Source organism: Pantoea sp. SYBGC1 (genome assembly GCF_057197005.1).
Window position 1 is genome coordinate 176,405 of record NZ_JBXUNM010000001.1, and the last position, 23,574, is coordinate 199,978.

At 57.8% G+C, this 23,574-nt stretch carries 24 protein-coding genes; 21 read left to right on the plus strand and 3 right to left on the minus strand.

All coding sequences use genetic code 11. From position 1 onward, the window contains the following. Positions 1 to 19: 19 nt before the first annotated feature. From AC2CF9_RS00835 to flgL, 7 genes are all read left to right on the plus strand, one after another. Positions 20 to 778 (plus strand): flagellar basal body rod protein FlgF, encoded by a 759-nt coding sequence (locus AC2CF9_RS00835; protein WP_039383802.1) that lies wholly within the window; start codon positions 20 to 22, stop codon positions 776 to 778. 17 nt (positions 779 to 795) lie between these two features. Further along, positions 796 to 1,578 carry a flagellar basal-body rod protein FlgG gene (gene flgG / locus AC2CF9_RS00840; protein ID WP_039383803.1) on the plus strand — a complete coding sequence of 261 codons (783 nt, stop codon included), beginning with the start codon at positions 796 to 798 and terminating at the stop codon, positions 1,576 to 1,578. A gap of 61 nt (positions 1,579 to 1,639) precedes the next feature. Then, positions 1,640 to 2,350: a flagellar basal body L-ring protein FlgH gene (locus AC2CF9_RS00845; RefSeq protein ID WP_039383804.1), complete on the plus strand. Its 711-nt coding sequence runs from the start codon at positions 1,640 to 1,642 to the stop codon at positions 2,348 to 2,350. 69 nt (positions 2,351 to 2,419) lie between these two features. After that, positions 2,420 to 3,469, plus strand: a complete 1,050-nt coding sequence (locus tag AC2CF9_RS00850; RefSeq protein ID WP_255474550.1) for a flagellar basal body P-ring protein FlgI — start codon at positions 2,420 to 2,422, stop codon at positions 3,467 to 3,469. Next, positions 3,469 to 4,416 carry a flagellar assembly peptidoglycan hydrolase FlgJ gene (gene flgJ / locus AC2CF9_RS00855; RefSeq protein WP_150017326.1) on the plus strand — a complete coding sequence of 316 codons (948 nt, stop codon included), beginning with the start codon at positions 3,469 to 3,471 and terminating at the stop codon, positions 4,414 to 4,416. The genes AC2CF9_RS00850 and flgJ overlap by 1 nt, the downstream gene beginning before the upstream one ends. A gap of 120 nt (positions 4,417 to 4,536) precedes the next feature. Further along, a complete protein-coding gene (gene flgK / locus AC2CF9_RS00860) occupies positions 4,537 to 6,171 on the plus strand; it encodes a flagellar hook-associated protein FlgK (protein ID WP_484556036.1) in 1,635 nt (544 codons plus the stop codon). A gap of 17 nt (positions 6,172 to 6,188) precedes the next feature. Continuing rightward, positions 6,189 to 7,151: a flagellar hook-associated protein FlgL gene (gene flgL, locus AC2CF9_RS00865; protein ID WP_484556037.1), complete on the plus strand. Its 963-nt coding sequence runs from the start codon at positions 6,189 to 6,191 to the stop codon at positions 7,149 to 7,151. Positions 7,152 to 7,311: 160 nt separating this feature from the next. On the opposite strand, the gene rne is transcribed toward flgL, so the two are convergent. Continuing rightward, the gene (rne, locus tag AC2CF9_RS00870; protein ID WP_484556038.1) at positions 7,312 to 10,635 is read right to left on the minus strand and encodes a ribonuclease E; all 3,324 of its coding nucleotides are present in this window, start codon (positions 10,633 to 10,635) and stop codon (positions 7,312 to 7,314) included. 64 nt (positions 10,636 to 10,699) lie between these two features. Continuing rightward, entirely contained in the window at positions 10,700 to 10,909 is a 210-nt protein-coding gene (locus AC2CF9_RS00875) for a hypothetical protein (RefSeq protein ID WP_139074200.1), read from the minus strand. A gap of 299 nt (positions 10,910 to 11,208) precedes the next feature. Between AC2CF9_RS00875 and rluC the strand changes: the two genes are divergently transcribed. After that, positions 11,209 to 12,165 carry a 23S rRNA pseudouridine(955/2504/2580) synthase RluC gene (rluC, locus tag AC2CF9_RS00880; protein WP_150017330.1) on the plus strand — a complete coding sequence of 319 codons (957 nt, stop codon included), beginning with the start codon at positions 11,209 to 11,211 and terminating at the stop codon, positions 12,163 to 12,165. Between the two features lie 11 nt (positions 12,166 to 12,176). On the opposite strand, the gene AC2CF9_RS00885 is transcribed toward rluC, so the two are convergent. Further along, a complete protein-coding gene (locus AC2CF9_RS00885; RefSeq protein ID WP_150017331.1) occupies positions 12,177 to 12,761 on the minus strand; it encodes a Maf family protein in 585 nt (194 codons plus the stop codon). Between the two features lie 140 nt (positions 12,762 to 12,901). Here AC2CF9_RS00885 and yceD point away from each other — a divergent pair, with 140 nt between their 5' ends. From yceD to AC2CF9_RS00950, 13 genes are all read left to right on the plus strand, one after another. Further along, positions 12,902 to 13,423 carry a 23S rRNA accumulation protein YceD gene (yceD, locus tag AC2CF9_RS00890; protein ID WP_065649597.1) on the plus strand — a complete coding sequence of 174 codons (522 nt, stop codon included), beginning with the start codon at positions 12,902 to 12,904 and terminating at the stop codon, positions 13,421 to 13,423. A 14-nt stretch (positions 13,424 to 13,437) separates the two neighbouring features. Then, positions 13,438 to 13,608, plus strand: coding sequence for a 50S ribosomal protein L32 (gene rpmF / locus AC2CF9_RS00895; RefSeq protein ID WP_017348070.1), 171 nt, complete (start codon positions 13,438 to 13,440; stop codon positions 13,606 to 13,608). Between the two features lie 27 nt (positions 13,609 to 13,635). Further along, the gene (gene plsX / locus AC2CF9_RS00900; RefSeq protein ID WP_150017332.1) at positions 13,636 to 14,676 is read left to right on the plus strand and encodes a phosphate acyltransferase PlsX; all 1,041 of its coding nucleotides are present in this window, start codon (positions 13,636 to 13,638) and stop codon (positions 14,674 to 14,676) included. Then, positions 14,677 to 15,630: a beta-ketoacyl-ACP synthase III gene (locus AC2CF9_RS00905; protein ID WP_292972055.1), complete on the plus strand. Its 954-nt coding sequence runs from the start codon at positions 14,677 to 14,679 to the stop codon at positions 15,628 to 15,630. A 16-nt stretch (positions 15,631 to 15,646) separates the two neighbouring features. Continuing rightward, entirely contained in the window at positions 15,647 to 16,579 is a 933-nt protein-coding gene (fabD, locus tag AC2CF9_RS00910) for an ACP S-malonyltransferase (RefSeq protein ID WP_484556039.1), read from the plus strand. Positions 16,580 to 16,589: 10 nt separating this feature from the next. Then, on the plus strand, positions 16,590 to 17,324 hold the full coding sequence (gene fabG, locus AC2CF9_RS00915) for a 3-oxoacyl-ACP reductase FabG (RefSeq protein ID WP_039383840.1): 735 nt from the start codon (positions 16,590 to 16,592) through the stop codon (positions 17,322 to 17,324). A 153-nt stretch (positions 17,325 to 17,477) separates the two neighbouring features. Continuing rightward, the gene (gene acpP / locus AC2CF9_RS00920; protein ID WP_039383843.1) at positions 17,478 to 17,714 is read left to right on the plus strand and encodes an acyl carrier protein; all 237 of its coding nucleotides are present in this window, start codon (positions 17,478 to 17,480) and stop codon (positions 17,712 to 17,714) included. Positions 17,715 to 17,798: 84 nt separating this feature from the next. Further along, positions 17,799 to 19,040 (plus strand): beta-ketoacyl-ACP synthase II, encoded by a 1,242-nt coding sequence (gene fabF / locus AC2CF9_RS00925; protein WP_039383844.1) that lies wholly within the window; start codon positions 17,799 to 17,801, stop codon positions 19,038 to 19,040. Between the two features lie 115 nt (positions 19,041 to 19,155). Continuing rightward, entirely contained in the window at positions 19,156 to 19,968 is an 813-nt protein-coding gene (gene pabC, locus AC2CF9_RS00930) for an aminodeoxychorismate lyase (protein ID WP_150017335.1), read from the plus strand. Beyond that, positions 19,965 to 20,984: an endolytic transglycosylase MltG gene (gene mltG / locus AC2CF9_RS00935; protein ID WP_150017336.1), complete on the plus strand. Its 1,020-nt coding sequence runs from the start codon at positions 19,965 to 19,967 to the stop codon at positions 20,982 to 20,984. The genes pabC and mltG overlap by 4 nt, the downstream gene beginning before the upstream one ends. After that, positions 20,974 to 21,609, plus strand: a complete 636-nt coding sequence (tmk, locus tag AC2CF9_RS00940; RefSeq protein WP_484556040.1) for a dTMP kinase — start codon at positions 20,974 to 20,976, stop codon at positions 21,607 to 21,609. Before mltG ends, tmk begins: the two co-directional genes overlap by 11 nt. Next, positions 21,606 to 22,598, plus strand: a complete 993-nt coding sequence (holB, locus tag AC2CF9_RS00945) for a DNA polymerase III subunit delta' (RefSeq protein WP_484556041.1) — start codon at positions 21,606 to 21,608, stop codon at positions 22,596 to 22,598. Before tmk ends, holB begins: the two co-directional genes overlap by 4 nt. A 15-nt stretch (positions 22,599 to 22,613) precedes the next feature. Then, positions 22,614 to 23,405: a metal-dependent hydrolase gene (locus tag AC2CF9_RS00950; RefSeq protein WP_150017339.1), complete on the plus strand. Its 792-nt coding sequence runs from the start codon at positions 22,614 to 22,616 to the stop codon at positions 23,403 to 23,405. The last annotated feature ends 169 nt before the right edge of the window (positions 23,406 to 23,574 follow it).

Genomic DNA, 23,574 nt, shown 5'->3' on the forward strand with positions numbered 1-23,574 from the left:
ACGCTAACGGGATTGCTTTATGGATCACGCAATATATACCGCGATGGGCGCGGCCAGTCAGACGATGGAGCAGCAGTCTGTTACCGCCAGCAACCTCGCCAATGCTTCGACACCGGGCTTCCGGGCGCAGCTGAATGCGCTGCGCGCGGTGCCGGTCAGCGGCTGGTCTCTGCCAACGCGCACGCTGGTAGCCGCTTCAACGCCGGGTGCCGATATGACGCAGGGTTCGCTCGACTACACCGAGCGTCCGCTGGATGTGGCGGTACAGCAGGATGGCTGGCTGGCCGTACGCACCGCCGATGGCAGTGAAGCCTATACCCGTAACGGGAATATGCAGATCAGCCCCACCGGTCAGCTGACCATTCAGGGCAATCCCGTCATGGGTGACGGCGGACCGATTGCGGTGCCGCAGGGCGCACAGCTCACCATCGCGGCAGATGGCTCTATCACCGCGCTCAATGCGGGCGATGCACCTAACGCCACGGTTCAGCTGGGCCGGCTCAAGCTGGTGCGCGCCACGGGGCAGGAGCTGACGCGCGGTGATGACGGCATGTTTCGTCCCAGCGCGGCGACCCAGGCGCAGCGCGGTGCTGCACTGGCTAACGACGCGACGGTACAGGTGATGCCGGGCGTGCTGGAAGGCAGCAACGTCAAGCCGGTTGAAACCATGGTCGATATGATCGCCAACGCCCGACGGTTTGAGATGCAGATGAAAGTGATCTCAAACGTTGATGAAAACGAACAGCGCGCTAATCAGCTGCTCAATATGAGCAGCTAAGGCGTAAGGAAAACAGAATGATTCGTTCTTTATGGATCGCGAAAACCGGTCTTGACGCACAGCAAACCAATATGGACGTCATTGCCAACAACCTGGCAAACGTCAGCACCAACGGCTTTAAGCGTTCGCGCGCGGTCTTCGAAGATCTGATGTATCAGACGCTGCGTCAGCCTGGGGCGCAATCCTCTGAGCAGACTACGCTGCCGTCTGGTCTGCAGATCGGTACCGGTGTACGCCCGGTCACCACTGAGCGTCTGCATAACCAGGGCAACCTGTCGCAGACCAGCAACTCAAAAGATGTGGCGGTAAACGGACAGGGCTATTTTCAGGTGCAGATGCCGGATGGCACCTCTGCCTATACGCGTGATGGCTCTTTCCAGGTGGATCAGAATGGTCAGCTGGTGACCAACGCCGGGTTCCCGGTACAGCCGGGTATCACGATCCCGGCAAACGCCACCAGCATCACGATTGCCCGCGATGGTGTGGTTACGGTGACGCAGCAGGGGCAGGCGCAGCCCGCACAGGTGGGTCAGCTCACGCTGAGCACCTTTATGAACGATGCCGGTCTCGACAGCGTCGGCGAGAACCTCTATCAGGAGACGCAGGCGTCCGGCGCGCCTACTGAGAGCACGCCTGGTCAGAACGGCGCAGGCCTGCTCTATCAGGGATATGTGGAAACCTCAAACGTCAACGTGGCGGAAGAGCTGGTGACCATGATCCAGACGCAGCGCGCGTATGAAATTAACAGCAAAGCGATCAGTACCTCCGATCAGATGCTGCAGAAACTCACCCAGCTTTAATGCCGGGATCGTTGGGCCACTCCGCTGGCCCGATTAAGAACATACAGAAGGTCAGAACTCCGTGGCGAAGCAAGCGATTCTCAAGCCTGGTCATTGGTTAGTAGCGACGCTGCTACTGACGCTCAACGGTTGTGCGCTGGTGCCGCGCACGCCACTGGTACAAGGGGTAACCACGGCAGAGCCTACGCCGTCTGCGCCACCAGTGGTGAACGGCTCTATTTTTCAGGGCGTTGCGCCGCTGAACTACGGCTACCAGCCGCTGTTTGAGGATCGTCGCCCACGCAATATTGGTGACACGCTGACCATCACGCTGCAGGAGAACGTCAGCGCGAGCAAAAGCTCCTCCGCCAGCGCTAACCGCAATGGCAGCAACAGCTTTGGCGTAACCGGCGTGCCGACCGGGCTGGAAGGCCTGCTGGGCGCAGGCGGTGAGAAAGCCGCACTGAGCGCCGGCGGCAAAAATGATTTTGCAGGTAAAGGGGGCGCCACCGCCAACAACACCTTTACCGGCACCATCACCGTGACCGTGAATCAGGTGCTCTCTAACGGCAACCTGCGCGTCGTGGGTGAGAAACAGATTGAGATCAATCAGGGCACCGAATTTATTCGTTTCTCTGGCGTGGTGAATCCGCGCACCATCAGTGCCAGCAACGCCGTGCTCTCTACTCAGGTGGCCGATGCGCGCATTGAGTACGTAGGTAACGGTTATATCAATGAGGCGCAGACTATGGGCTGGTTCCAGCGCTTCTTCCTGAACATCTCGCCGATGTAAGAGGTTATGATGAAAAAAAGTATTTTGCTGCGCGCGGGTCTCGGTTTACTGCTCGCTGTCAGCAGTCTGATGGCGCAGGCAGATCGCATTCGCGATTTGACCAGCATCCAGGGCGTGCGCGAAAACCAGCTGATTGGCTATGGGCTGGTAGTGGGACTGGACGGCACCGGAGACCAGACCACTCAGACACCATTCACCACCCAGACGGTCAGCAACATGCTCTCCCAGCTGGGGATCACCGTGCCGGCTGGCACCAATATGCAGCTGAAAAACGTGGCGGCAGTAATGGTCACAGCGAAACTCCCTTCGTTTGCCCGTCAGGGACAGACGCTGGACGTTGTGGTCTCTTCGCTGGGTAACGCCAAAAGCCTGCGCGGCGGTACGCTGCTGATGACGCCGATGAAAGGGGTGGATAATCAGGTGTATGCGCTGGCGCAGGGAAATATTCTGGTCGGCGGCGCGGGCGCGTCGGCCGGCGGCAGCAGCGTACAGGTTAACCAGCTTAACGGCGGCCGTATTACCGGCGGCGCGACCGTTGAGCGCGAGCTGCAGAGCAACTTTGGTAGCCAGAACACCATTAACCTGCAGCTGAATAATGAAGATTTCACCATGGCGCAGCGCATTGCGGATGCCATCAACAGTCGCGGCATCGGGTCGGCACTGCCGCTGGATGCGCGCACTGTACAGATCCGCGTCTCACCCAACAACAGCTCTCAGGTGCGGGCGCTGGCGGAGATCCAGAACATTGATGTCTCTGTGCCGCTGGAAGATGCCAAAGTGATCGTCAACTCACGCACCGGCACGGTGGTGATGAACCGCGAGGTTACGCTGAACAGCTGTGCAGTGGCGCAGGGGAATCTGTCGGTCACGGTGAATCAGCAGCAGAACGTCAGCCAGCCCGATACGCCGCTGGCCGGTGGACAGACGGTGGCGACAACGCAGACGCAGATCGATCTGCGGCAGAGCGGTGGCGCACTGCAGCGCGTCAACGCCAGCGCAAATCTGAACAATGTGGTGCGTGCCCTGAATGCGCTGGGTGCAACGCCGATAGAGCTGATGTCGATTCTGCAATCGATGGAGAGCGCAGGCTGTCTGCGCGCGAAGCTGGAAATCATCTGATGACCGATATGCAATCGCTGAACAATGCGGCGTATGACAGCCGCTCGCTGAACGAGCTGAAACGCCAGGCCGCTGCCGATCCCAAAGGAAAAGCGCTGCAGGTGGCGAAACAGGTAGAGGGCATGTTCGTGCAGATGATGCTGAAAAGCATGCGCGACGCGCTGCCGCAGGATGGCGCGCTGAGCAACGATCAGACGCGACTCTACACCTCGCTCTACGATCAGCAGATTGCGCAGGAGATAGGCAAACGCGGACTGGGTCTGGCTGACACGATTGTCAAACAGATGCAGCCCGCGCAGGCGCCGGATGAGCGGGCCGGCACGCTCCCGATGAAGCTGGATAACAGCTTCATCTACAGCAGCAACAACAGCGTGCCGATGCAGCTGGAACAGATTGTGCGTAAAGCGGTACCGCGTCTGCCGGTTGCGCCTGTAAACCTGCCTTCTGACAGCAGTGAGTTTATCGCCCAGCTGGCGCAGCCGGCGAAACTCGCCAGCCAGCAGAGTGGTATTCCGCACCACCTGATCCTGGCGCAGGCGGCGCTGGAGTCGGGCTGGGGCCAGCGTCAGATCCTGACCCGCGACGGCAAGCCGAGCTATAACGTGTTTGGTATCAAGGCGAGCGGCGACTGGAAAGGCGACACCACGGATATCATGACCACCGAGTATGAGGCGGGCGAGGCGAAGAAAGTGCGCGCCAGCTTCCGCGTCTACGGCTCCTACCTTGAGGCGCTGACCGACTACGTGCGCCTGCTGTCGAAAAATCCGCGCTATGCGGCGGTCACCAGCGCGCCGAGTGCGGAACAGGGCGCGCGCGCGCTGCAGGCGGCGGGGTACGCCACCGATCCGAAGTATGCGCAAAAACTGGTAGGAATGATCCAGCAATTCAAAAACATGGGCGAAAAAGTCGTAAAAGCTTATGGCCAGGATATCACCGATCTGTTCTGACGTCTTAGCCTCAAGTTTCCCTTAAGCACGCCGATAACATTTATATGTTGCGGGCGCCTGCCGTCCGCACAACTGCACTGATGACTGCCAGCCCGGTTAACGGGAAAGAAAGGAACCGAGATGTCCAGTATAATTAACTCCGCAATGAGCGGGCTGAGCGCCGCACAGGCCGCATTAAGCACCACCAGCAATAACATCAGTAACTACACCGTGGCGGGCTACTCGCGGCAGACTATTCTGCTGTCGCAGGCTAACAGCACGCTGCAGGGCAACAGCTATTATGGCAACGGCGTGAATGTCAGCGGCGTACAGCGTGAGTATGATGAGTTCATCACGACGCAGCTGCGTGGCTCCAGCGCCAGCTACAGCGCGGTCAATACCCAGCATAATCAGATCTCCAATATTGACGATCTGCTCTCTACGTCTACCACCAGCCTCTCAACATCGATACAGAGCTTTTTTACTAACGTACAGAACGTGGTCAGTAACGCCAACGATCCGTCAGCGCGTCAGTCGATGCTGAGTTATGCGCAGGGGCTGGTTAATCAGTTCCAGACCACGTCGCAATACCTTAATAACATGCAGACCAGCGTGAATACCGATATCGCTGCCAGCGTCGATCAGGTCAATACCTTTACGCGCCAGATTGCCGACCTTAATACGCAGATTGCAAAGCTCACCACCGGCGGTGGCGCTGCCCCTAACGACCTGATGGATCAGCGCGATCAGCTGGTCAACAGCCTGAACAATGTGGTGGGCGTGAAAGTTGCGCAGCAGGATGGCAGCTATATCGTCTCAGCAGGCAATATCACCCTGGTTAACGGCCGGAATGCGACCAGCCTGGTGGCGATGCCTTCCAGCGCCGACTCCACGCGCCTTACCGTTGGCTACAGCGACAAACAGGCCGGCAACGTAGCGATCCCGGAAAAAACGCTGACCACCGGCTCGCTGGGTGGATTGCTGGCGTTTCGTACACAGGATCTGGACGGCGCCCAGAACCAGCTGGGCCAGCTGGCCGCAGCGTTTACCACCGCATTCAACGACGTGCATCAGGGCGGTTTTGACAGTGAAGGCAACGCAGGAAAAGCGTTCTTTACCATCGGCAGTCCGGATGTGGTCAGTAACCTGAAAAACACCTCAACGGCATCGGTCAGCGCCAGCTGGAGTGACGCCAGCGCCCTGAAAGCGTCCAACTATACCGTTAGCTATGAGAGCGGCACCTGGTCCGTTACCCGTGCTGCCGATAACGTGCGTTTTGACGTAGCGCCGGCGGCCGACGGCACGCTGAATTTTGATGGTCTGCAGCTGACGGTCAGCGGCAGCGCGAATAGCGGTGACAGTTTTCTGGTTAAGCCGGTACAGAATGTGATTGGCGGCATGTCGGTGGCCATCACCAGCGAGTCAGAGATCGCAGCAGCAGCAGCGAAAGGCAGCGGCGAAAGCGACAACCGCAACGCACAGAAGCTGCTTGATCTGCAGGACAGCAAGCTGGTTAACGGAAATGCAACGATTGCGCAGGCTTATGCCAGCCTTGTCAGCAGCGTGGGCAACAAAACCAACTCGCTGGAAACCGCCAGCACCACGCAGAAAAACGTAGTCACGCAGCTGAGTAACCGGCAGCAGTCCGTCTCCGGCGTCAACCTTGATGAAGAGTACGCCAACCTGACGAAGTATCAGCAGTTTTATATGGCGAATGCGCAGGTATTGCAGACCGCCAGCGCGGTGTTTAATGCGCTGATGGGCATTCGCAGCTAAGCAGAGGAGAGAAGAAAGTGCGTCTTAGCTCAAGTATGATTTTTGACCAGCAGGTGCGCGGGATCACCGACTCGCAATCCTCCTGGCTGAAGGTAGGCCAGCAGCTGGCAACCGGGCTGCGGGTCAGCAACCCCTCTGACGATCCTATCGCAGCTTCACGCGCGGTTGTGCTGTCACAGTCGCAGGTAAAAAGCAGCCAGTATGCCACGGCACGCAGTTTTGCTAATCAGAGCCTCTCGATGGAAGAGAATGCGCTCTCCAGCGTGATCAGTACCATACAGGATGCGCAGACCACCATCGTAAATGCCTCCACCGGCACCCTGAGTGATGACGATCGTGGCTCCCTGGCCACTCAGCTGGAAGGGCTGCGCGCGCAGCTGCTGAACCAGGCGAACAGTCAGGATGGTAACGGGCGCTACATTTTTGCCGGCTATAAGACCGATGTGCCGCCGTTCAGCGACAGCAGCACCGGCGTGACCTACGTGGGCGGGGATGAGCCGATTACGCAGAAAGTCGACGAAAGCCGCACCATGCAGGTGGGCAGCACCGGTAAGTCCGTGTTTATGGCGATTACCAGCAACGCAAAGCCAGAGCCTGATAACGGTACCAGCGAGACCAGCCTGTTCAGCATGCTCGACAGCGCGATTGCCGCGCTGAAAACGCCGCAGGATAACGCGGACGATGCCACAAAACAGGCGTTTCAGGCCGCAATGGATAAAACCAACCGCGGGCTGAGCAACTCACTTAATAACGTGCTGACGGTACGTTCTGCTGTGGGGATCCAGATGGCTGAGGTGGGTGCGCTGAACCAGCAGGGTGACGATCGCAATACCATCATGACCACACAGATGAGCGATCTGGTACAGGTTGATTACACCCAGGCGATCTCCAGTTACACCATGCAGCAGACGGCCCTGCAGGCGTCATATAAAACCTTTAGTGATATGTCAAAGATGTCGCTGTTCCAGCTTAATTCGTAACTGACCTGACGTTCAGCGTACTTAACCGGGTGCGCTTGTTTTTCCCATCGCCTTCGCGGGCGGTGGGTTTTTTTTGGCTGCGATTCAGGCCGCTTTCGGTAAACAGCAGGCAATAAAAAACCCCGGACCAGCCGGGGTTTTGTTTTTTTATCTGCGCAGGTTATACGCTGTCCGGACGGGTTGCCGGTGCGGTAGCCTGATGCGTCGCGCTGTGACCACCGGCAGAGCCGCGGCCTTCAAAGCTGAACGGCGGACGTACCCAGTCGCTGTGACGTGCCGGCTCCGGCTCCCAGGCGGGTGCTGGCGCGCGGGTCATCGGTGCCGTGGCGTGCAGCTTAAAGCGTGATTCTGGCTGCTCAACTGACACATCGCGTGCCGGAACCGGCGCATGAGGTTCAGTTACTGGCGCGGCAGGGGCTTCCGCTGCGACCGGCGCTGACAGCACCTTTTCAACCTGCGTTTCGACAGCAGGAGTCACATCCCCCGGTGCCTGTTCTGCAGCAGCAGCGGCTTCGGTTACCGCTGGCTGTACTGCGTCCTGCACAGCAGGCTGCGGCGCCTCTTCTGACACGGTCTCAGTCACGGTCGCAGGCTCGGCTTCCGCCGCCGTCTCCTGCGCCACCGCTTCATCAGCTGCAGAGATAACCGCAGGCTCATGATCAACCGGCGCGGCAACAGGGGTCAGGTCATCGGTGTTTACCACCGGCACTTCGGTGTGCGCCTGCGGTTCAGCCTGATGCACAACCTCTGACGTTTCAGGCTGAGGCACGCCCGCTGAGGCGGCTTCGGCAGCCACCGGCAGCGCGTCTGCTGCATCCTGATAACCATATTCGGTCATTTCGTTCAGCGGCGCCTGAGAGGTGAAATGCTCGTGCGTCTGCGTAACCGGATAGGAAACCCAGACTTTACCTGATGCCATCTCTGGCGAGGCGGCTGCAGCTTCAAGCGGCATCGGCGACTGCAGGGGATAGCGCTCATCGCGATAGCGACGGCGGCGCTGACCACTGACGCGCAGGTGACGCGGAGAGCGGCGTGAACGGCGTGGCATGTTCGCGCCTTCACGGTTCTCGTTATCATCCTGCTCATCACTCATTTCCGGCTGCTCAGCGGTGTTAACCGGCGGTGCAATCTCCGCTGCTGTCTCCGGCTGCGCTGCGGCTGGTGATGCTTCCACAACCTCGCCACTGCGGATGCGCTGAGTCAGCTGACGCGGCTTACGGCGTGGCATGACCTGAACGCGTTCTTCTTCCTGTACCGCTGCGTCAACTGCAGGGATCTCTTCGGTTGCAACGGACTCAACGGCTTTCTCTTCCTGCTGCTGAGCACGCTTCTCTTCCTGACGACGACGCTGACGCTCGGCACGCTGCTCGCGGCGCTGCTGCTGCTGTTCATCGCGCTGCTGCTGCTGCTCTTCAGTCAGAACCGGGCGCTCGGCACGCGGCTCGTTCTGACGCTTGTTGCGACGGTTCTCCTGGTTGTCACGCGGTTCACGGTTTTCACGTGGCTCACGGGCTTCACGCGGCTCGCGCGCTTCACGTGGCTCGCGTGCTTCACGCGGCTCACGGTTCTGAGCCTGCTCACCATTGCGCGGCGTGCGGTCGCGACGATTATTGTTGCGGCGGTTACGGCGTTCACCACGCTGCTGCGTGCTGCTTTCATTTTCTGCCGGCTTACTTACCTGCTGAGGTTGTGCTTCCGCTGGAGCTGCTGCCGGCGTATCACCCGCAAACAGCTTTTTCAGACCGTTAAGCAGGCGACCCACCAGACCCGTACTGACGGTGGCAGGCGCAGCAGCAGAACGCGCTGTAGCCTGTGCGTTTGGCTCGCTCTTCGCGGCAGGTTTTTCGGCAGTAACTTCAACCGGTGCAGGCGGGGCGTCCGGCATGACAAAGGCAGCCAGCGCAGGCTGCTCCGGACGACGACGCTCGGCGTGCTCTTCTTCTGATGGCAGCGCCATTTCAGCTTCATGCAGCTTCGGCAGATGATAAGAGAGCGTTTGTGTCTCTTCACCTTTGCGCACGCGCAGTACGGAGTAGTGCGGCGTTTCCATTTGATCGTTAGGCACGATAATGGCGCGTACGCCACCCTGGCGCTTCTCAATCGCACTGACCGCTTCACGTTTTTCGTTCAGCAGATAGGAAGCAACCGGCACCGGCACGATGGCGTGTACTTCTTTGGTGTTATCTTTCAGCGCTTCTTCTTCAATCAGACGCAGAATGGAGAGTGACAGTGATTCGTTATCGCGGATGGTCCCCGTGCCGCTACAGCGCGGGCAGACGTGATGGCTCGACTCACCCAGTGACGGGCTGAGACGCTGACGCGACATCTCCAGCAGACCAAAACGGGAGATATGGCTAATCTGGATGCGTGCACGATCCTGACGTACCGCTTCGCGCAGTCGGTTCTCCACGGCGCGCTGATGACGGACCGGCGTCATATCGATAAAGTCGATAACGATCAGGCCACCGAGGTCGCGCAGGCGCAGCTGGCGGGCAATCTCATCGGCTGCTTCAAGGTTAGTATTGAAAGCAGTCTCTTCGATATCGCCGCCGCGGGTTGCACGCGCGGAGTTAATGTCGATCGCGGTTAACGCTTCGGTGCTGTCGATAACAATTGAGCCGCCAGAAGGCAGACGGACTTCACGCTGGAAGGCGGACTCGATCTGCGACTCAATCTGGTAGTGGCTGAACAGCGGGATTTCGCCGGTGTAGAGTTTGATCTTACTGCTAAAATCAGGGCGGCCCAGCGCAGCAATATGCTGACGCGCCAGCTCCAGGACTTTAGGGTTATCAATAAGAATTTCACCAATGTCCTGACGCAGGTAGTCGCGGAAAGCGCGTACGATAACGTTGCTTTCCTGATGGATCAGGAAGGGTGCGGGACGGCTCTCTGCCGCTTTTTTGATCGCTTCCCAGTGCTTGAGACGGAAGCTCAGATCCCACTGCAGCGACTCAGCTGATTTCCCCACGCCTGCGGTGCGTACAATCAGGCCCATGCCTTCCGGCAATTCCAGCGCGGAAAGCGCCTCTTTCAGTTCCGTGCGGTCATCGCCTTCAATCCGGCGAGAGATGCCTCCGGCGCGCGGGTTGTTTGGCATCAGAACCAGGTAGCTGCCTGCGAGAGAGATAAAGGTAGTAAGTGCAGCGCCTTTATTGCCGCGCTCTTCTTTATCAATCTGGACAATCACTTCCTGGCCTTCACGCAGCACATCTTTGATGTTAGGACGGCCATGCGCGTTGTAGTTAGCTGGGAAGTATTCGCGGGAAATTTCTTTCAGAGGGAGGAAACCGTGACGCTCAGCGCCATAATCGACAAATGCCGCTTCAAGGCTGGGTTCAACGCGGGTGATTTTACCTTTGTAGATATTGGCTTTTTTCTGCTCGTGTCCGGGACTTTCGATATCCAGATCGTACAGACGCTGACCGTCAACAAGGGCAACGCGCAACTCCTCCTGCTGAGTTGCGTTAATTAACATTCTTTTCATCGTGACTTACTCGTTATTCTCACATGAGTGATAAAGCTGCGGGCATCGTTACCCTGGACGAGAATCAACCGATGGCCCCGTGTCTGCATGCACTGACGTCAACCTCACGGTTGTCGGCGGCTAAAGGGGCGCAAATCTTGTCGGTGGCCTGCTTTTCATAAGGAAAACCAGCGCCTGAAGGTGGAAATAATACAAAATTTTTGAAAATCCACACATCCCAGTCTGTTGTCCAGGCCGCAACCCGCAGCCCGCTAAGTGCCTGATAAAGCATCACGTCTTACGCCATTGCAGCGTGCTCGTTTTATCCGGCAAATTACCTTAATTTCGCTCTTTTTCTGCCCGAATCTTTCTGGCGCAGAAACAGCAGCATTATTCCACTGCTCACCCGCATATAGCAAGGCGACTTTTGTTGAGCTGTGAAGTTTGTACGCCCTTAACCTGTTCATTTGCGGGGCTAATCGGCAGTTTGCTGAAAAAGCCACCGTTTTGAGCGGTCAGACGCCTGAAACAAGAGAGAGTTAAGCACAGAAAAAGGGGTGGCGCTATCAGGGGACACTATTTAGAATCGCCGGCATGAAAACAGAGAATCCCGGCGTACATTTTGTCGCCATCACGGCTGAAAATGCCGGACAACGTATAGACAACTTTTTGCGCACCCAGCTTAAAGGGGTGCCAAAGAGCATGATTTACCGCATTCTGCGTAAAGGCGAAGTGCGGGTAAATAAAAAACGCGTCAAGCCTGAATATAAGCTTGAGGATGGCGACGAAGTGCGCGTACCGCCGGTGCGGGTTGCAGAGCGGGAAGAGCAGGCCGTATCGCCAAAGCTTGATAAAGTTGCGGCGTTAGCGGATGCCATTCTGTATGAAGACGATCATCTGCTGGTGCTGAATAAGCCGTCCGGTACGGCGGTGCACGGCGGCAGCGGCCTGAGCTTTGGTGTTATTGAAGGGCTACGCGCGCTGCGTCCGGAGGCGCGTTTCCTGGAGCTGGTACACCGGCTGGATCGCGACACCTCAGGCGTATTACTGGTGGCTAAGAAGCGTTCGGCGCTGCGCTCATTGCATGAGCAGTTGCGTGAGAAGGGGATGCAGAAAGATTATCTGGCGCTGGTACGCGGCGACTGGCCTTCTCATCTGAAAGTGGTGCAGGCTCCGCTGCTGAAAAACATTCTGCAGAGCGGAGAGCGGGTAGTGCGCGTCAGCGCGGAAGGCAAACCTTCAGAAACCCGGTTCAAAGTGGAAGAGCGATTTGAGCTGGCGACGCTGGTTAAAGCCAGCCCGGTGACCGGACGCACGCATCAGATCCGCGTGCATACCCTGCATGGTGGCCATCCAATCGCCTTTGACGATCGCTATGGCGATCGCGAATTTGATCGTCAGCTGGCTGACACAGGGTTATCGCGCCTGTTTCTGCACGCGGCAGCGCTGACGTTTACGCATCCCGCCACCGGCGAGACATTACGCATGGAGGCGCCGCTGGATGCGGCACTCAGACACTGCCTGACCAGACTGCGGCAAAAGAAAAGCTGACGATACCGGCATCAGCCCAGCGGGTTGATGCCGGCCTTGATCAGTAGCTGGTTAAGAGCAATCAGCGGCAGCCCGATCAGCGTATTCGGATCGCGCCCCTCAAGCCTGTCGAACAGACAAATGCCTAATCCTTCGCTTTTAAAGCTGCCGGCGCACGCCAGCGGCTGCTCCAGCTCAACGTAGCGCGCGATCTCCTCCCGACTCAGCGTGCGGAAGTGCACTGTAAAGGGCTCACACAGCACAAACTGCTGCCGGCTGTCGGGCTGCAGCAGCGCCAGCCCGGTATAAAACACAATCGCTTTTCCGCTCGCCTGAGCCAGCTGGCGGCAGGCGTTTTCGCGGGTGTGCGGCTTGCCGGTGATAGCGCCCTCCAGCACGCACACCTGGTCGGAGCCGATAATCCAGCGATCCGGAAATTGCGCAGCCAGCGCCTGCGCTTTGGCCAGCGCCAGGCGCTGCACCAGTTCAGGCGCTGTTTCTTCGGGCTGCGGGGTCTCGTCGCAGTCAGGCGCAGCGGTCACAAACGGCACGCCAAGCTTGCTGAGAAGCGCCTGACGAAACGGGGAAGTTGAGGCTAAAACCAGTGGCATCATCATTTTTTTACAGAATAGATAGCGTAAACAGGACGGGCATTTTAAACTATGCGCCGCACTGGATGCGAATAGCAGGTGAAAGATGCTGTAAAACGGCCTTTTTCTTTGACTCTAAGACGTTACAAAGTTAATATGCGCGCCCTATGCAAAAGGTAAAATTACCCCTGACGCTCGATCCGGTCCGCGCCGCGCAAAAACGCCTGGATTATCATGGTGTTTATGCACCTGAATTGGTGGCGCGCCTGGCCGAAACGGTCGTGAGTGTGGACAGTGATGTGGAATGTGCCATGTCGTTTGCGGTTGACAACCAGCGCCTCGCGGTTCTGCAAGGAACGGCGGATGTGCAGGTGACGTTAATGTGTCAACGCTGCAACCAGCCATTTCCGCAAGCTGTACACGTAAGCTATTGCTTTAGTCCGGTCTCTTCTGACGACCAGGCTGAGGCACTACCGGAAGCCTACGAGCCGGTTGATGTCAACGATTTTGGTGAGATCGACCTGCTGGCAGTGATAGAAGATGAGCTCATCCTCGCACTGCCGGTGGTTCCGGTGCATGATTCTGAACACTGTGAAGTGTCCGACGCGGACATGGTCTTTGGTAAGCTGCCTGAAGAGGCAGAAAAACCAAATCCATTTGCCGTATTAGCCAGTTTAAAGCGTAAGTAATAGGAGTAAGGTCCATGGCCGTACAACAGAATAAACCAACCCGTTCCAAGCGTGGCATGCGTCGTTCGCACGATGCTCTGACCACTGCCACTCTGTCAGTAGATAAAGTTTCTGGCGAAACTCATCTGCGTCACCATATCACTGCGGATGGTTACTACCGCGGTCGCAAGGTTATCACCAAGTAATTCTTTGCGGTTACGCAAGGCGATACCTTGACACGTTTGACCCTGGCAGTTGATGCCATGGGCGGGGATTTCGGTCCCTGCGTGACAGTGCCTGCAGCCTTGCAGGCACTGGCCTCTCATTCGCAGCTGGTTCTTCTTCTGGTCGGCGATCCCGACACAATCTCGTCATTTCTTGCCAAAGCGGATTCCTCACTTTTGAGGCGTGTGCAGGTTATTCCTGCCGAATCGGTTATTGCAAGTGATGCGAAGCCTTCACAGGCCATCCGTCAGAGCCGCGGCAGTTCTATGCGCGTGGCGCTGGAGCTGGTTGTGGCCGGTAAGGCGCAGGCCTGTATCAGTGCCGGTAATACCGGTGCGCTGATGGGGCTGGCTAAACTCCTGTTAAAACCGCTGGACGGCATTGCACGTCCGGCGCTGATGACCGTTCTGCCCCATCAGCAGCAGGGCAAAACGGTCATTCTTGATCTGGGGGCTAACGTCGATTCTGACAGCGATATGCTGGTGCAGTTTGCCATCATGGGCGCTGTCATGGCGGAAGAGGTGCTGGAGATCCGGCAACCGCGCGTTGCGCTGCTCAATATTGGTCAGGAAGAGACTAAAGGGCTTGAGTCGATTCGCGCCGCATCTGCGGTTCTGCGGGCAACCCCTCAGATCAACTATATTGGTTATCTTGAAGGTAACGACCTGCTGACCGGCAAAACAGACGTGCTGGTGTGCGATGGCTTTGCCGGTAATGTAACGCTGAAAACGATGGAAGGTGTAGTGCGGCTGTTTCTGTCGCTGCTGAAATCGTCAGGCGAAGGTAATAAAGGGACGTGGTGGCTGAAACTGCTGGGACGCTGGCTGAAAAAGCGTATGATCAGGCGTTTCGGTCATCTAAACCCCGACCAGTATAACGGCGCTTGTCTGTTAGGATTGCGCGGAACAGTGATCAAAAGCCACGGCGCGGCCAATATTCAGGCATTCGCTGTGGCGATAGAACAGGCAGAGCAGGCGGTGCGTAAGCAAGTTCCCGAAAGAATTGCCGCGCGCCTTGACGCTGTATTAGCCAGGAGTGACAAAGCGTAGATGTATACCAAAATTATCGGAACAGGCAGCTATCTGCCTGAGCAGATCCGCACCAATGCCGATCTGGAAAAAATGGTGGAAACCTCAGACGAGTGGATTGTCACCCGTACCGGCATTCGCGAGCGCCGTATTGCTGCACCGGATGAAACGGTTGCCAGCATGGGCTTTAACGCCGCACAGCGCGCGCTGGAAATGGCCGGCGTTGCCGCCAGCGACATTGGTCTGATTATCGTTGCCACCACCTCATCCAGCCACGCGTTTCCCAGCTCCGCATGCATGATTCAGCAGATGCTGGAGATCAACGACTGCGCCGCCTTCGATCTCGGTGCCGCCTGTGCCGGCTTTACTTATGCGCTGAGCGTTGCCGATCAATATATTAAAAACGGGGCGGTTAAGCATGCGCTGGTGATTGGTGCTGATGTGCTGGCGCGTACGCTTGATCCCAGCGATCGCGGGACAATTATTCTGTTTGGCGACGGTGCGGGCGCCGTGGTGCTGGGCCAGAGCAGCGAGCCGGGTATCCTCTCAACCCATCTGCATGCCGATGGCCGCTATGGCCAGCTGCTGACCCTGCCTTATCAGGATCGCGCGCGTCAGGATGAACCTGCCTATCTGACTATGGCGGGTAACGAAGTCTTTAAAGTGGCGGTAACCGAGCTGGCGCACATCGTTGATGAGACGCTGCAGGCAAATAATCTCGATCGCAGCGCGCTCGACTGGCTGGTGCCGCATCAGGCAAATCTGCGCATTATCAGCGCAACTGCCCGCAAACTCGGCATGGGCATGGACAAAGTTGTGGTTACGCTCGATCGTCATGGAAATACCTCTGCGGCTTCAGTGCCGAGCGCGCTGGATGAAGCGGTGCGTGACGGCCGCATCAAGCCGGGACAACTGATTTTGCTGGAAGCCTTTGGTGGTGGTTTTACCTGGGGTTCTGCGCTGGTACGCTTTTGATTGACAGGAAGGACAGATGACGCAATTAGCTTTTGTTTTCCCGGGACAGGGATCTCAGACCGTTGGCATGCTGGCTGAACTCGCTGCTGACAACCCTCAGGTTGAAGCAACGTTTCGCGAAGCGTCTGATGCGCTGGGCTACGATCTGTGGCAGCTGGTACAGCAGGGACCGGCTGAAGAGCTGAACAAAACCTGGCAGACGCAGCCCGCTTTGCTGGCAGCTTCAGTCGCTATCTATCGCGTCTGGCAGCAGAAACAGGGCGCACAGCCGGCGCTGCTGGCAGGCCACAGCCTGGGTGAGTACTCGGCGCTGGTTTGCGCAGGCGTACTGGCGTTTGCAGATGCCATCAAGCTGGTAGAGCTGCGCGGCAAGCTGATGCAGGAGGCGGTCCCGGAAGGGACGGGAGCTATGCAGGCAATTATCGGTCTTGATGATGAGGCGATCCGTAAAGCCTGTGAAGAGAGTGCGCAGGGTGAAGTGGTCTCGCCGGTGAATTTTAACTCGCCAGGCCAGGTGGTGATTGCCGGTAACAAAGACGCGGTTGAGCGTGCTGGCGCTGCCTGTAAAGCGGCCGGCGCGAAACGTGCGCTGCCACTGCCGGTCAGCGTGCCATCGCACTGTGCGCTGATGAAGCCTGCTGCAGTCAAGCTTGCTGTTGCGCTTGAAGAGATCGCCTTTAATGCGCCAGATGTGCCGGTAGTGAATAACGTTGATGTCAAATGCGAAAACGATGCTGCGGCTATCCGCAACGCGCTGGTACGTCAGCTTTATAGCCCGGTACGCTGGACCGAATCAGTACAATTTATTGCAGAACAGGGTGTGACTCAGCTGCTGGAGATGGGTCCGGGCAAAGTCCTGACCGGTCTGACTAAGCGGATTGCTGATAACCTGACGGCTACTGCCGTGAACGATCCTGCGTCGCTCTCTGCGGCACTCTCTCAGGAATAAGAGGAAAATCATGAATTTTGAAGGTAAAGTTGCGCTGGTAACGGGCGCAAGCCGCGGTATTGGCCGGGCCATTGCAGAGACACTGGCGGCGCGCGGCGCAAAAGTTATCGGCACAGCAACCAGCGAAAGCGGGGCTGAAGCCATCAGCGCCTATCTTGGCGACAACGGCAAAGGCCTGGCGCTGAACGTGACGGATGCAGCCTCTATCGACGACGTGCTGGCAAAAGTGCGCGCTGAATTTGGCGAAGTGGATATTTTAGTCAATAATGCAGGCATCACGCGTGACAATCTGCTGATGCGCATGAAAGATGATGAGTGGGATGATATTCTTAATACCAACCTGACATCAGTTTTCCGCCTCTCTAAGGCGGTCATGCGTGCCATGATGAAAAAACGTGTGGGCCGTATCATCACCATCGGTTCCGTAGTTGGAACCATGGGTAACGCGGGCCAGGCTAACTACGCTGCAGCAAAGGCGGGGTTAATTGGCTTTAGCAAATCACTGGCGCGTGAAGTCGCGTCACGTGGCATTACCGTAAACGTCGTGGCTCCGGGCTTTATTGAGACGGACATGACGCGTGCACTGAATGAAGATCAGCGCTCGGGCATTCTGGCAGAAGTGCCTGCAGGCCGTTTAGGCGACCCGCAGGAAATTGCCAATGCTGTTGCATTCTTAGCCTCTGACGAAGCAGCCTACATCACAGGTGAAACGCTGCACGTCAATGGCGGCATGTACATGGTCTGATAATCACGAAATCATTTGCATTATTTGCGGTAAACACCGCAGAATAGCGCAAAATCGTGGTTCGACCAGCCGGGATTTTGTTGCATCTTTTTCACCATTTTATACACTACGAAAACCATCGCGAAAGCGAGTTTTGATAGGAAATTAAATAGTATGAGCGATATCGAACAACGCGTTAAGAAAATCGTAGCTGAGCAGCTGGGCGTTAAAGAAGACGAAGTGGTTAACACTGCTTCTTTCGTTGAAGACCTGGGTGCAGATTCTCTTGACACCGTTGAGCTGGTAATGGCTCTGGAAGAAGAGTTTGATACTGAAATTCCAGACGAAGAAGCTGAGAAAATCACTACCGTTCAGGCAGCGATCGATTACGTCACTAGCCATCAAGGCTAATGAATATCTTCAGGCGGTCATATGACCGCCTGAGTTTTATGTTTGCCCCACATAGCGTTATTTTTCCCTCCCTGGAGGACGAACGTGTCTAAGCGTCGTGTAGTTGTGACCGGTCTTGGCATGTTGTCTCCTGTCGGCAATACCGTAGAGTCTACCTGGAGTGCTCTCCTTGCCGGTCAGAGCGGCATTACCCTGATCGACCATTTTGATGCCAGTGCTTATGCAACGCGTTTTGCGGGCCTGGTGAAAGATTTTAATTGTGATGAGTACATCTCGCGGAAAGATCAGCGCAAGATGGACGATTTCATCCAGTATGGTATCGCGGCTGGCATTCAGGCTATGGCGGACTCCGGTCTGGTCGTAACTGATGAGAATGCCGGACGTATCGGCGCGGCTATTGGTTCAGGTATTGGCGGACTGGGTCTGATTGAAGAGAACCACAGCTCGCTGGTTAAAGGCGGCCCGCGCAAAATCAGCCCGTTCTTTGTACCTTCCACCATTGTTAATATGGTCGCCGGTCATCTCACTATTATGTATGGTCTGAAAGGCCCGAGTATTTCGATTGCAACGGCCTGCACCTCAGGCGTACATAACATCGGCCACGCTGCACGTATCATCGCGTATGATGATGCTGATGTAATGCTGGCAGGTGGCGCGGAGAAAGCCAGTACGCCTCTGGGCGTCGGCGGCTTTGGCGCGGCGCGTGCGCTCTCAACACGAAACGACAATCCGCAGGCGGCCAGCCGTCCGTGGGATAAAGATCGTGACGGGTTTGTACTGGGTGACGGTGCCGGTATTGTGGTACTGGAAGAGTATGAGCACGCCAAAAAGCGCGGTGCGAAAATCTATGCTGAAATCGTTGGTTTTGGCATGAGCAGCGATGCTTACCACATGACGTCACCGCCGGAAGATGGCTCAGGCGCCGCTGCAGCGATGGTCAACGCGCTGCGTGATGCCCGACTCGACCCGGCTCAGATCGGCTATGTTAACGCGCACGGCACCTCTACGCCAGCCGGTGATAAAGCTGAAGCGCAGGCGGTGAAATCCGTATTTGGTGCGTCAGCGCACAGCGTTATGGTCAGCTCGACCAAATCGATGACGGGTCACCTGCTGGGTGCTGCCGGTGCCGTAGAAGCGATCTATTCGGTTCTGGCACTGCGCGACCAGGTTGTACCGCCAACCATCAATCTGGATAATCCGGATGAGGGTTGCGATCTTGACTTTGTGCCGCATACGGCGCGTCAGGTTAGCGGTCTGGAGTACACACTGTGTAACTCCTTTGGATTTGGCGGCACCAACGGCTCGCTGATCTTCCGCAAGGTATAATCGCTATTCTGCCGAACAGAGGCCCGCAATGCGGGCCTTTTTTCTGATCTGCTCTTCAGCACAACTGGCCGGGCAGGTGAGATCATTTCAGGGCTGAGGGCCTGAGGAGCGCGCGGTGTGGATTAACGGTATCCCGCAAACAATGCTGCCGGCCAGCGATCGCGCTGTCCAGTTTGGCGACGGCTGTTTTACCACGGCCGCCGTGCGTAACGGCCGCGTCGTGATGGCTGAAGCGCATCTGCAGCGCCTGGAGCAGGGGTGCAGGCAGCTTCTGCTGCCGCTGCCCGACCTGACGCTGCTGGCGGATGAAATGCGTTGCATTGCGCAGGGTCACGAGCGGGCAGTGATGAAGATCATCCTGACGCCGGGAGCTGGCGGACGCGGCTACAGCCGGCGCGGCTGTCAGGACCCGGTGCGCATCCTCTCGCTCTCCCCCTGGCCGCACCATTACGCCGCGCTGCAGCAGCAGGGGGTGAGGCTGATTACCAGTCCGGTGCCGCTGGCGCGCAATCCGCTGCTGGCGGGCATCAAACATCTCAACCGGCTGGAGCAGGTGATGATTCGCCACCACCTTGATGAAACGGAGGCTGATGAGGCGCTGGTACTGGACACCGCGGGATGCGTGGTAGAATGCTGCGCTGCCAATCTCTTCTGGCGCCGCGGCAACCAGATTTTTACGCCTCACCTTGACCAGGCGGGCGTAAACGGCATTATGCGCCGTTTTCTGATGGCGCAGCTGGCGGCCAGCGGCCAGGCTTGTCAGGAAATCAGCGCGCCGCGCGAAAGCGTACTCGGCGCAGATGAAGTCGTGATCTGTAATGCACTGATGCCGGTGCTGCCGGTGCGGCAAATCGATAACATTATTTTCAGTGAACGCACGCTGTACCAGCAACTTTTTACCTGTTGCCAGAAAATGGACGTAACATGAGTCGAATCAAAAAAATAATTGCGGGCGCGGCAGTCATCGCTGCCGCCGCTGCCGCGTTTAGCTACTGGCAGACAGAGCGCCTGGCAGACACGCCGCTGACCATTCACCAGGAAACGCTCTATACGCTGCCAGCCGGGAGCGGACGCGTTGTGCTGGAAGCGCAGCTGGAGAGCCAGCATATTATTCCGCGTAGTATCTGGTTTGGGCCGCTGCTCAGGCTGCAGCCGGAGCTGGCAGAGTTTAAAGCGGGCACCTACCGGCTGGAACAGGGCATGACCGTGCGTCAGCTGCTGCAGCTGCTGGCCAGCGGTAAAGAGGCGCAGTTTCCGCTCCGTTTTATCGAGGGTTCACGCCTCAGCGAGTGGCTGAGCGAACTGCGTAAAGCGCCTTATCTGAAGCATACGCTGGCGGACGACAGCTTTGCCAGCGTAGCGGCGGCGCTGAAGCTGGACGCGGCGCAGCTTGAAGGAAGCTTCTATCCCGACACCTATCTCTATACTGCTAATACCACGGACGTCGCGGTGCTGACCCGGGCACATATCCGCATGAACAAGCTGGTTGATGAGGTCTGGCAGACGCGCATGGCGAATCTGCCCTACAAAGCGCCGCGGGATCTGGTGACGATGGCGTCAATCATCGAGAAAGAGACCGGCGTGAGCGAGGAGCGCGCGCGGGTAGCATCGGTATTTATTAATCGACTGCGTACCGGAATGAAGCTCCAGACCGATCCCACCGTTATCTACGGGATGGGTGAGCGCTATAACGGCACGCTGACGCGCAGCGATCTCGACACGCCGACCGCCTATAATACCTACAGCATCAGCGGCCTGCCGCCGGGACCGATTGCGATGCCCGGACGCGCCTCGCTGGAAGCCGCTGCACATCCGGAAAAAAGCAGCTATCTCTATTTTGTTGCGGATGGCAAGGGCGGGCATACCTTTACCACCAACCTTGCCAGCCATAACCGGGCGGTACAGGCTTATCGTCAGGCGCTGAAGGAAAAAAATGAAGAGTAAGTTTATTGTCATTGAGGGGCTGGAAGGCGCCGGCAAAACCACCGCGCGTGAGGCGGTGGTGGAAGTTTTGCAGCAGCACGGTATCCATGACATCGTCTTTACCCGCGAGCCGGGCGGTACGCCGCTGGCGGAACAGCTGCGGGTGCTGGTAAAGCAGGGTATTGAAGGCGAACGGGTTACCGACAAAGCGGAGCTGCTGATGCTCTACGCCGCCCGGGTGCAGCTGGTGGAGAACGTGATCAAACCGGCGCTGGCGCGTGGTGCATGGGTGGTAGGCGATCGTCACGATCTCTCTTCGCAGGCGTACCAGGGCGGCGGCCGTGAAATGGATGCCGCGCTGATGACCACGCTGCGTGATGCGGTGCTGGGCGATTTCCGCCCCGATCTCACGCTTTATCTCGATGTGACGCCGGAAATCGGACTGCAGCGCGCCCGCGCGCGCGGCGCGCTGGACCGCATTGAGCAGGAGTCGCTGCGCTTTTTCGAGCGAACCCGCGCGCGCTATCTGGCGCTGGCGCAGGCGGACGCCAGCATCGTCACTGTTGATGCAACGCAGGCTATCGATGAGGTGACAACGTCACTCAAGGCGGCCCTGCATCGCTGGCTGGCCGGGCAGCGCCCATGAACTGGTATCCGTGGCTGAACCAGCCCTACCGGCAGATTATTGCCCGTCACCAGGAGGGCGCAGCGCATCATGCGCTGCTGCTGCAGGCAGCTGAAGGGATGGGGGATGATGCGCTGGTATGGGGCGTTAGCCGCTGGCTGATGTGTCAGCGGCGGGAAGGCGCTAAAAGCTGCGGCACGTGCCACGGCTGTGAACTGATGCAGGCGCATACGCATCCGGACTGGTATCGGCTGGAAGCAGAAAAAGGAAAGGCGTCGCTGGGCGTGGATGCCGTGCGCGACGTCACAGAAAAACTCTATCATTTTGCGCAGCAGGGCGGTGCGAAAGTGGTCTGGCTGCCGGACGCCGCGCAGCTGACGGAAGCGGCTGCCAATGCGCTGCTGAAAACGCTGGAGGAGCCACCGGCAAACTGCTGGTTTTTTCTCAGCGTGCGTGAGTCCTCCCGGTTGCTGGCTACGCTGCGCAGCCGCTGTCTCAGCTGGCCACTGATCCCGCCGGAGGAGTCGCAGAGCCTCGCCTGGCTGGGCCGTGAAGTAACACAGCCGGAAGCGGCGCGGCGCGCTGCGCTGCGTCTGAGCGGCGGTGCGCCCGGCGCAGCGCTGGCGCTGCTGCAGCCCGCGCGCTGGCAGACGCGTCAGACGCTGTGCGATACGCTGATCGCGGCGCTGAATGATGACATTCTGCAGCTGCTGCCTGCGCTGAACAGTGATGACGTGGCCGATCGCCTCAGCTGGCTTATCTCGCTGCTGGTGGACGCCATGAAAATGCAGCAGGGTGCTGCGGCGTGGCTGAGCAATGGTGACCGGCCTGATGTCGTGACCGCGCTGGCCCGGCAGCTGAACAGCAATGCCCTGAACAGCAGCGCACAGCAGTGGCTCGCCTGTCGTGAGCAGCTGCTGCACGTGGCATCGCTTAACCGCGAACTTATTCTGACCGACCGGCTGCTGGCGTGGAGCCGTTTACTGGCACCGCCTGTCATCAGCCCGTAATTACCTGAGAAAATTATGTTTATCGTTGATTCCCATTGCCACCTTGATGGCCTTGACTACGAAAGTCAGCACCGCGACCTGGATGACGTTATCGCCAAAGCCGCCGCGCGCGACGTTAAATTTATGCTGGCAATTGCCACCACGCTGCCGGATTACTATCGCATCAAAGCGCTGGTTGGCGAGCGGCAGAATATTGCGCTGGCCTGCGGCGTTCACCCGCTGAACCAGGAGGAACCCTGGGATGTGGCGGAGTTTCGCCGCCTGGCAGCGGAAGAGCAGGTGGTAGCGCTGGGTGAAACCGGCCTCGACTACTTCTATCAGCAGGAGACCAAAGCGCAGCAGCAGGCCGCCTTCCGCGAACATATTCGCACCGGTATTGCGCTGAATAAGCCGATTATCGTACATACCCGGGACGCCCGTGACGATACGCTGGCGATCCTGCGTGAAGAGCAGGTCGAAAAGTGCGGCGGCGTGCTGCACTGTTTTACCGAAGATCGCGCAACCGCAGCAAAACTTCTGGATCTCGGCTTTTATATCTCCTTCTCCGGGATTCTGACGTTCCGCAATGCGGAGCAGATCCGCGATGCCGCGCGCTTTGTGCCACTGGATCGGATGCTGGTAGAGACAGATTCTCCCTATCTCGCGCCGGTGCCGCATCGCGGTAAAGAGAACCAGCCTGCATTTACCCGCGACGTGGCCGATTATATGGCGGTGCTGAAAGGGGTGGATATTGAAACCCTGGCCGCGACCACCACGCAGAATTTCTCCCGCCTGTTTCACATCCCCATGGCGCGTCTGGGTGTCTGACCTTTATTTCAAACGCTGTAATTAATCCGTAATGAACTGCCTGCGTCAGGTTATTCCCGACGCAGGCAGTGTTTTATTGCGCTATTATCCGGCAGGTCAGTCAGAAAGTGCTGAAAGCTGACGGCTCTCATTGAGGAAACGTGATAGCCGTCAAAGTAACGCGCCCCCA

Excerpts from the sequence above, each read along its gene's own strand:
- fabG (WP_039383840.1), top strand. The coding sequence starts at position 16,590 with ATGAATTTTGAAGGTAAAGTTGCGCTGGTAACGGGCGCAAGCCGCGGT.
- AC2CF9_RS00905 (WP_292972055.1), top strand. The coding sequence starts at position 14,677 with ATGTATACCAAAATTATCGGAACAGGCAGCTATCTGCCTGAGCAGATC.
- AC2CF9_RS00950 (WP_150017339.1), top strand. The coding sequence starts at position 22,614 with ATGTTTATCGTTGATTCCCATTGCCACCTTGATGGCCTTGACTACGAA.
- rpmF (WP_017348070.1), top strand. The coding sequence starts at position 13,438 with ATGGCCGTACAACAGAATAAACCAACCCGTTCCAAGCGTGGCATGCGT.
- AC2CF9_RS00835 (WP_039383802.1), top strand. The coding sequence starts at position 20 with ATGGATCACGCAATATATACCGCGATGGGCGCGGCCAGTCAGACGATG.
- rluC (WP_150017330.1), top strand. The coding sequence starts at position 11,209 with ATGAAAACAGAGAATCCCGGCGTACATTTTGTCGCCATCACGGCTGAA.
- flgK (WP_484556036.1), top strand. The coding sequence starts at position 4,537 with ATGTCCAGTATAATTAACTCCGCAATGAGCGGGCTGAGCGCCGCACAG.
- yceD (WP_065649597.1), top strand. The coding sequence starts at position 12,902 with ATGCAAAAGGTAAAATTACCCCTGACGCTCGATCCGGTCCGCGCCGCG.
- flgG (WP_039383803.1), top strand. The coding sequence starts at position 796 with ATGATTCGTTCTTTATGGATCGCGAAAACCGGTCTTGACGCACAGCAA.
- AC2CF9_RS00850 (WP_255474550.1), top strand. The coding sequence starts at position 2,420 with ATGGCGCAGGCAGATCGCATTCGCGATTTGACCAGCATCCAGGGCGTG.
- holB (WP_484556041.1), top strand. The coding sequence starts at position 21,606 with ATGAACTGGTATCCGTGGCTGAACCAGCCCTACCGGCAGATTATTGCC.
- tmk (WP_484556040.1), top strand. The coding sequence starts at position 20,974 with ATGAAGAGTAAGTTTATTGTCATTGAGGGGCTGGAAGGCGCCGGCAAA.
- fabD (WP_484556039.1), top strand. The coding sequence starts at position 15,647 with ATGACGCAATTAGCTTTTGTTTTCCCGGGACAGGGATCTCAGACCGTT.
- AC2CF9_RS00885 (WP_150017331.1), bottom strand. The coding sequence starts at position 12,761 with ATGATGATGCCACTGGTTTTAGCCTCAACTTCCCCGTTTCGTCAGGCG.
- mltG (WP_150017336.1), top strand. The coding sequence starts at position 19,965 with ATGAGTCGAATCAAAAAAATAATTGCGGGCGCGGCAGTCATCGCTGCC.
- flgJ (WP_150017326.1), top strand. The coding sequence starts at position 3,469 with ATGACCGATATGCAATCGCTGAACAATGCGGCGTATGACAGCCGCTCG.
- rne (WP_484556038.1), bottom strand. The coding sequence starts at position 10,635 with ATGAAAAGAATGTTAATTAACGCAACTCAGCAGGAGGAGTTGCGCGTT.
- acpP (WP_039383843.1), top strand. The coding sequence starts at position 17,478 with ATGAGCGATATCGAACAACGCGTTAAGAAAATCGTAGCTGAGCAGCTG.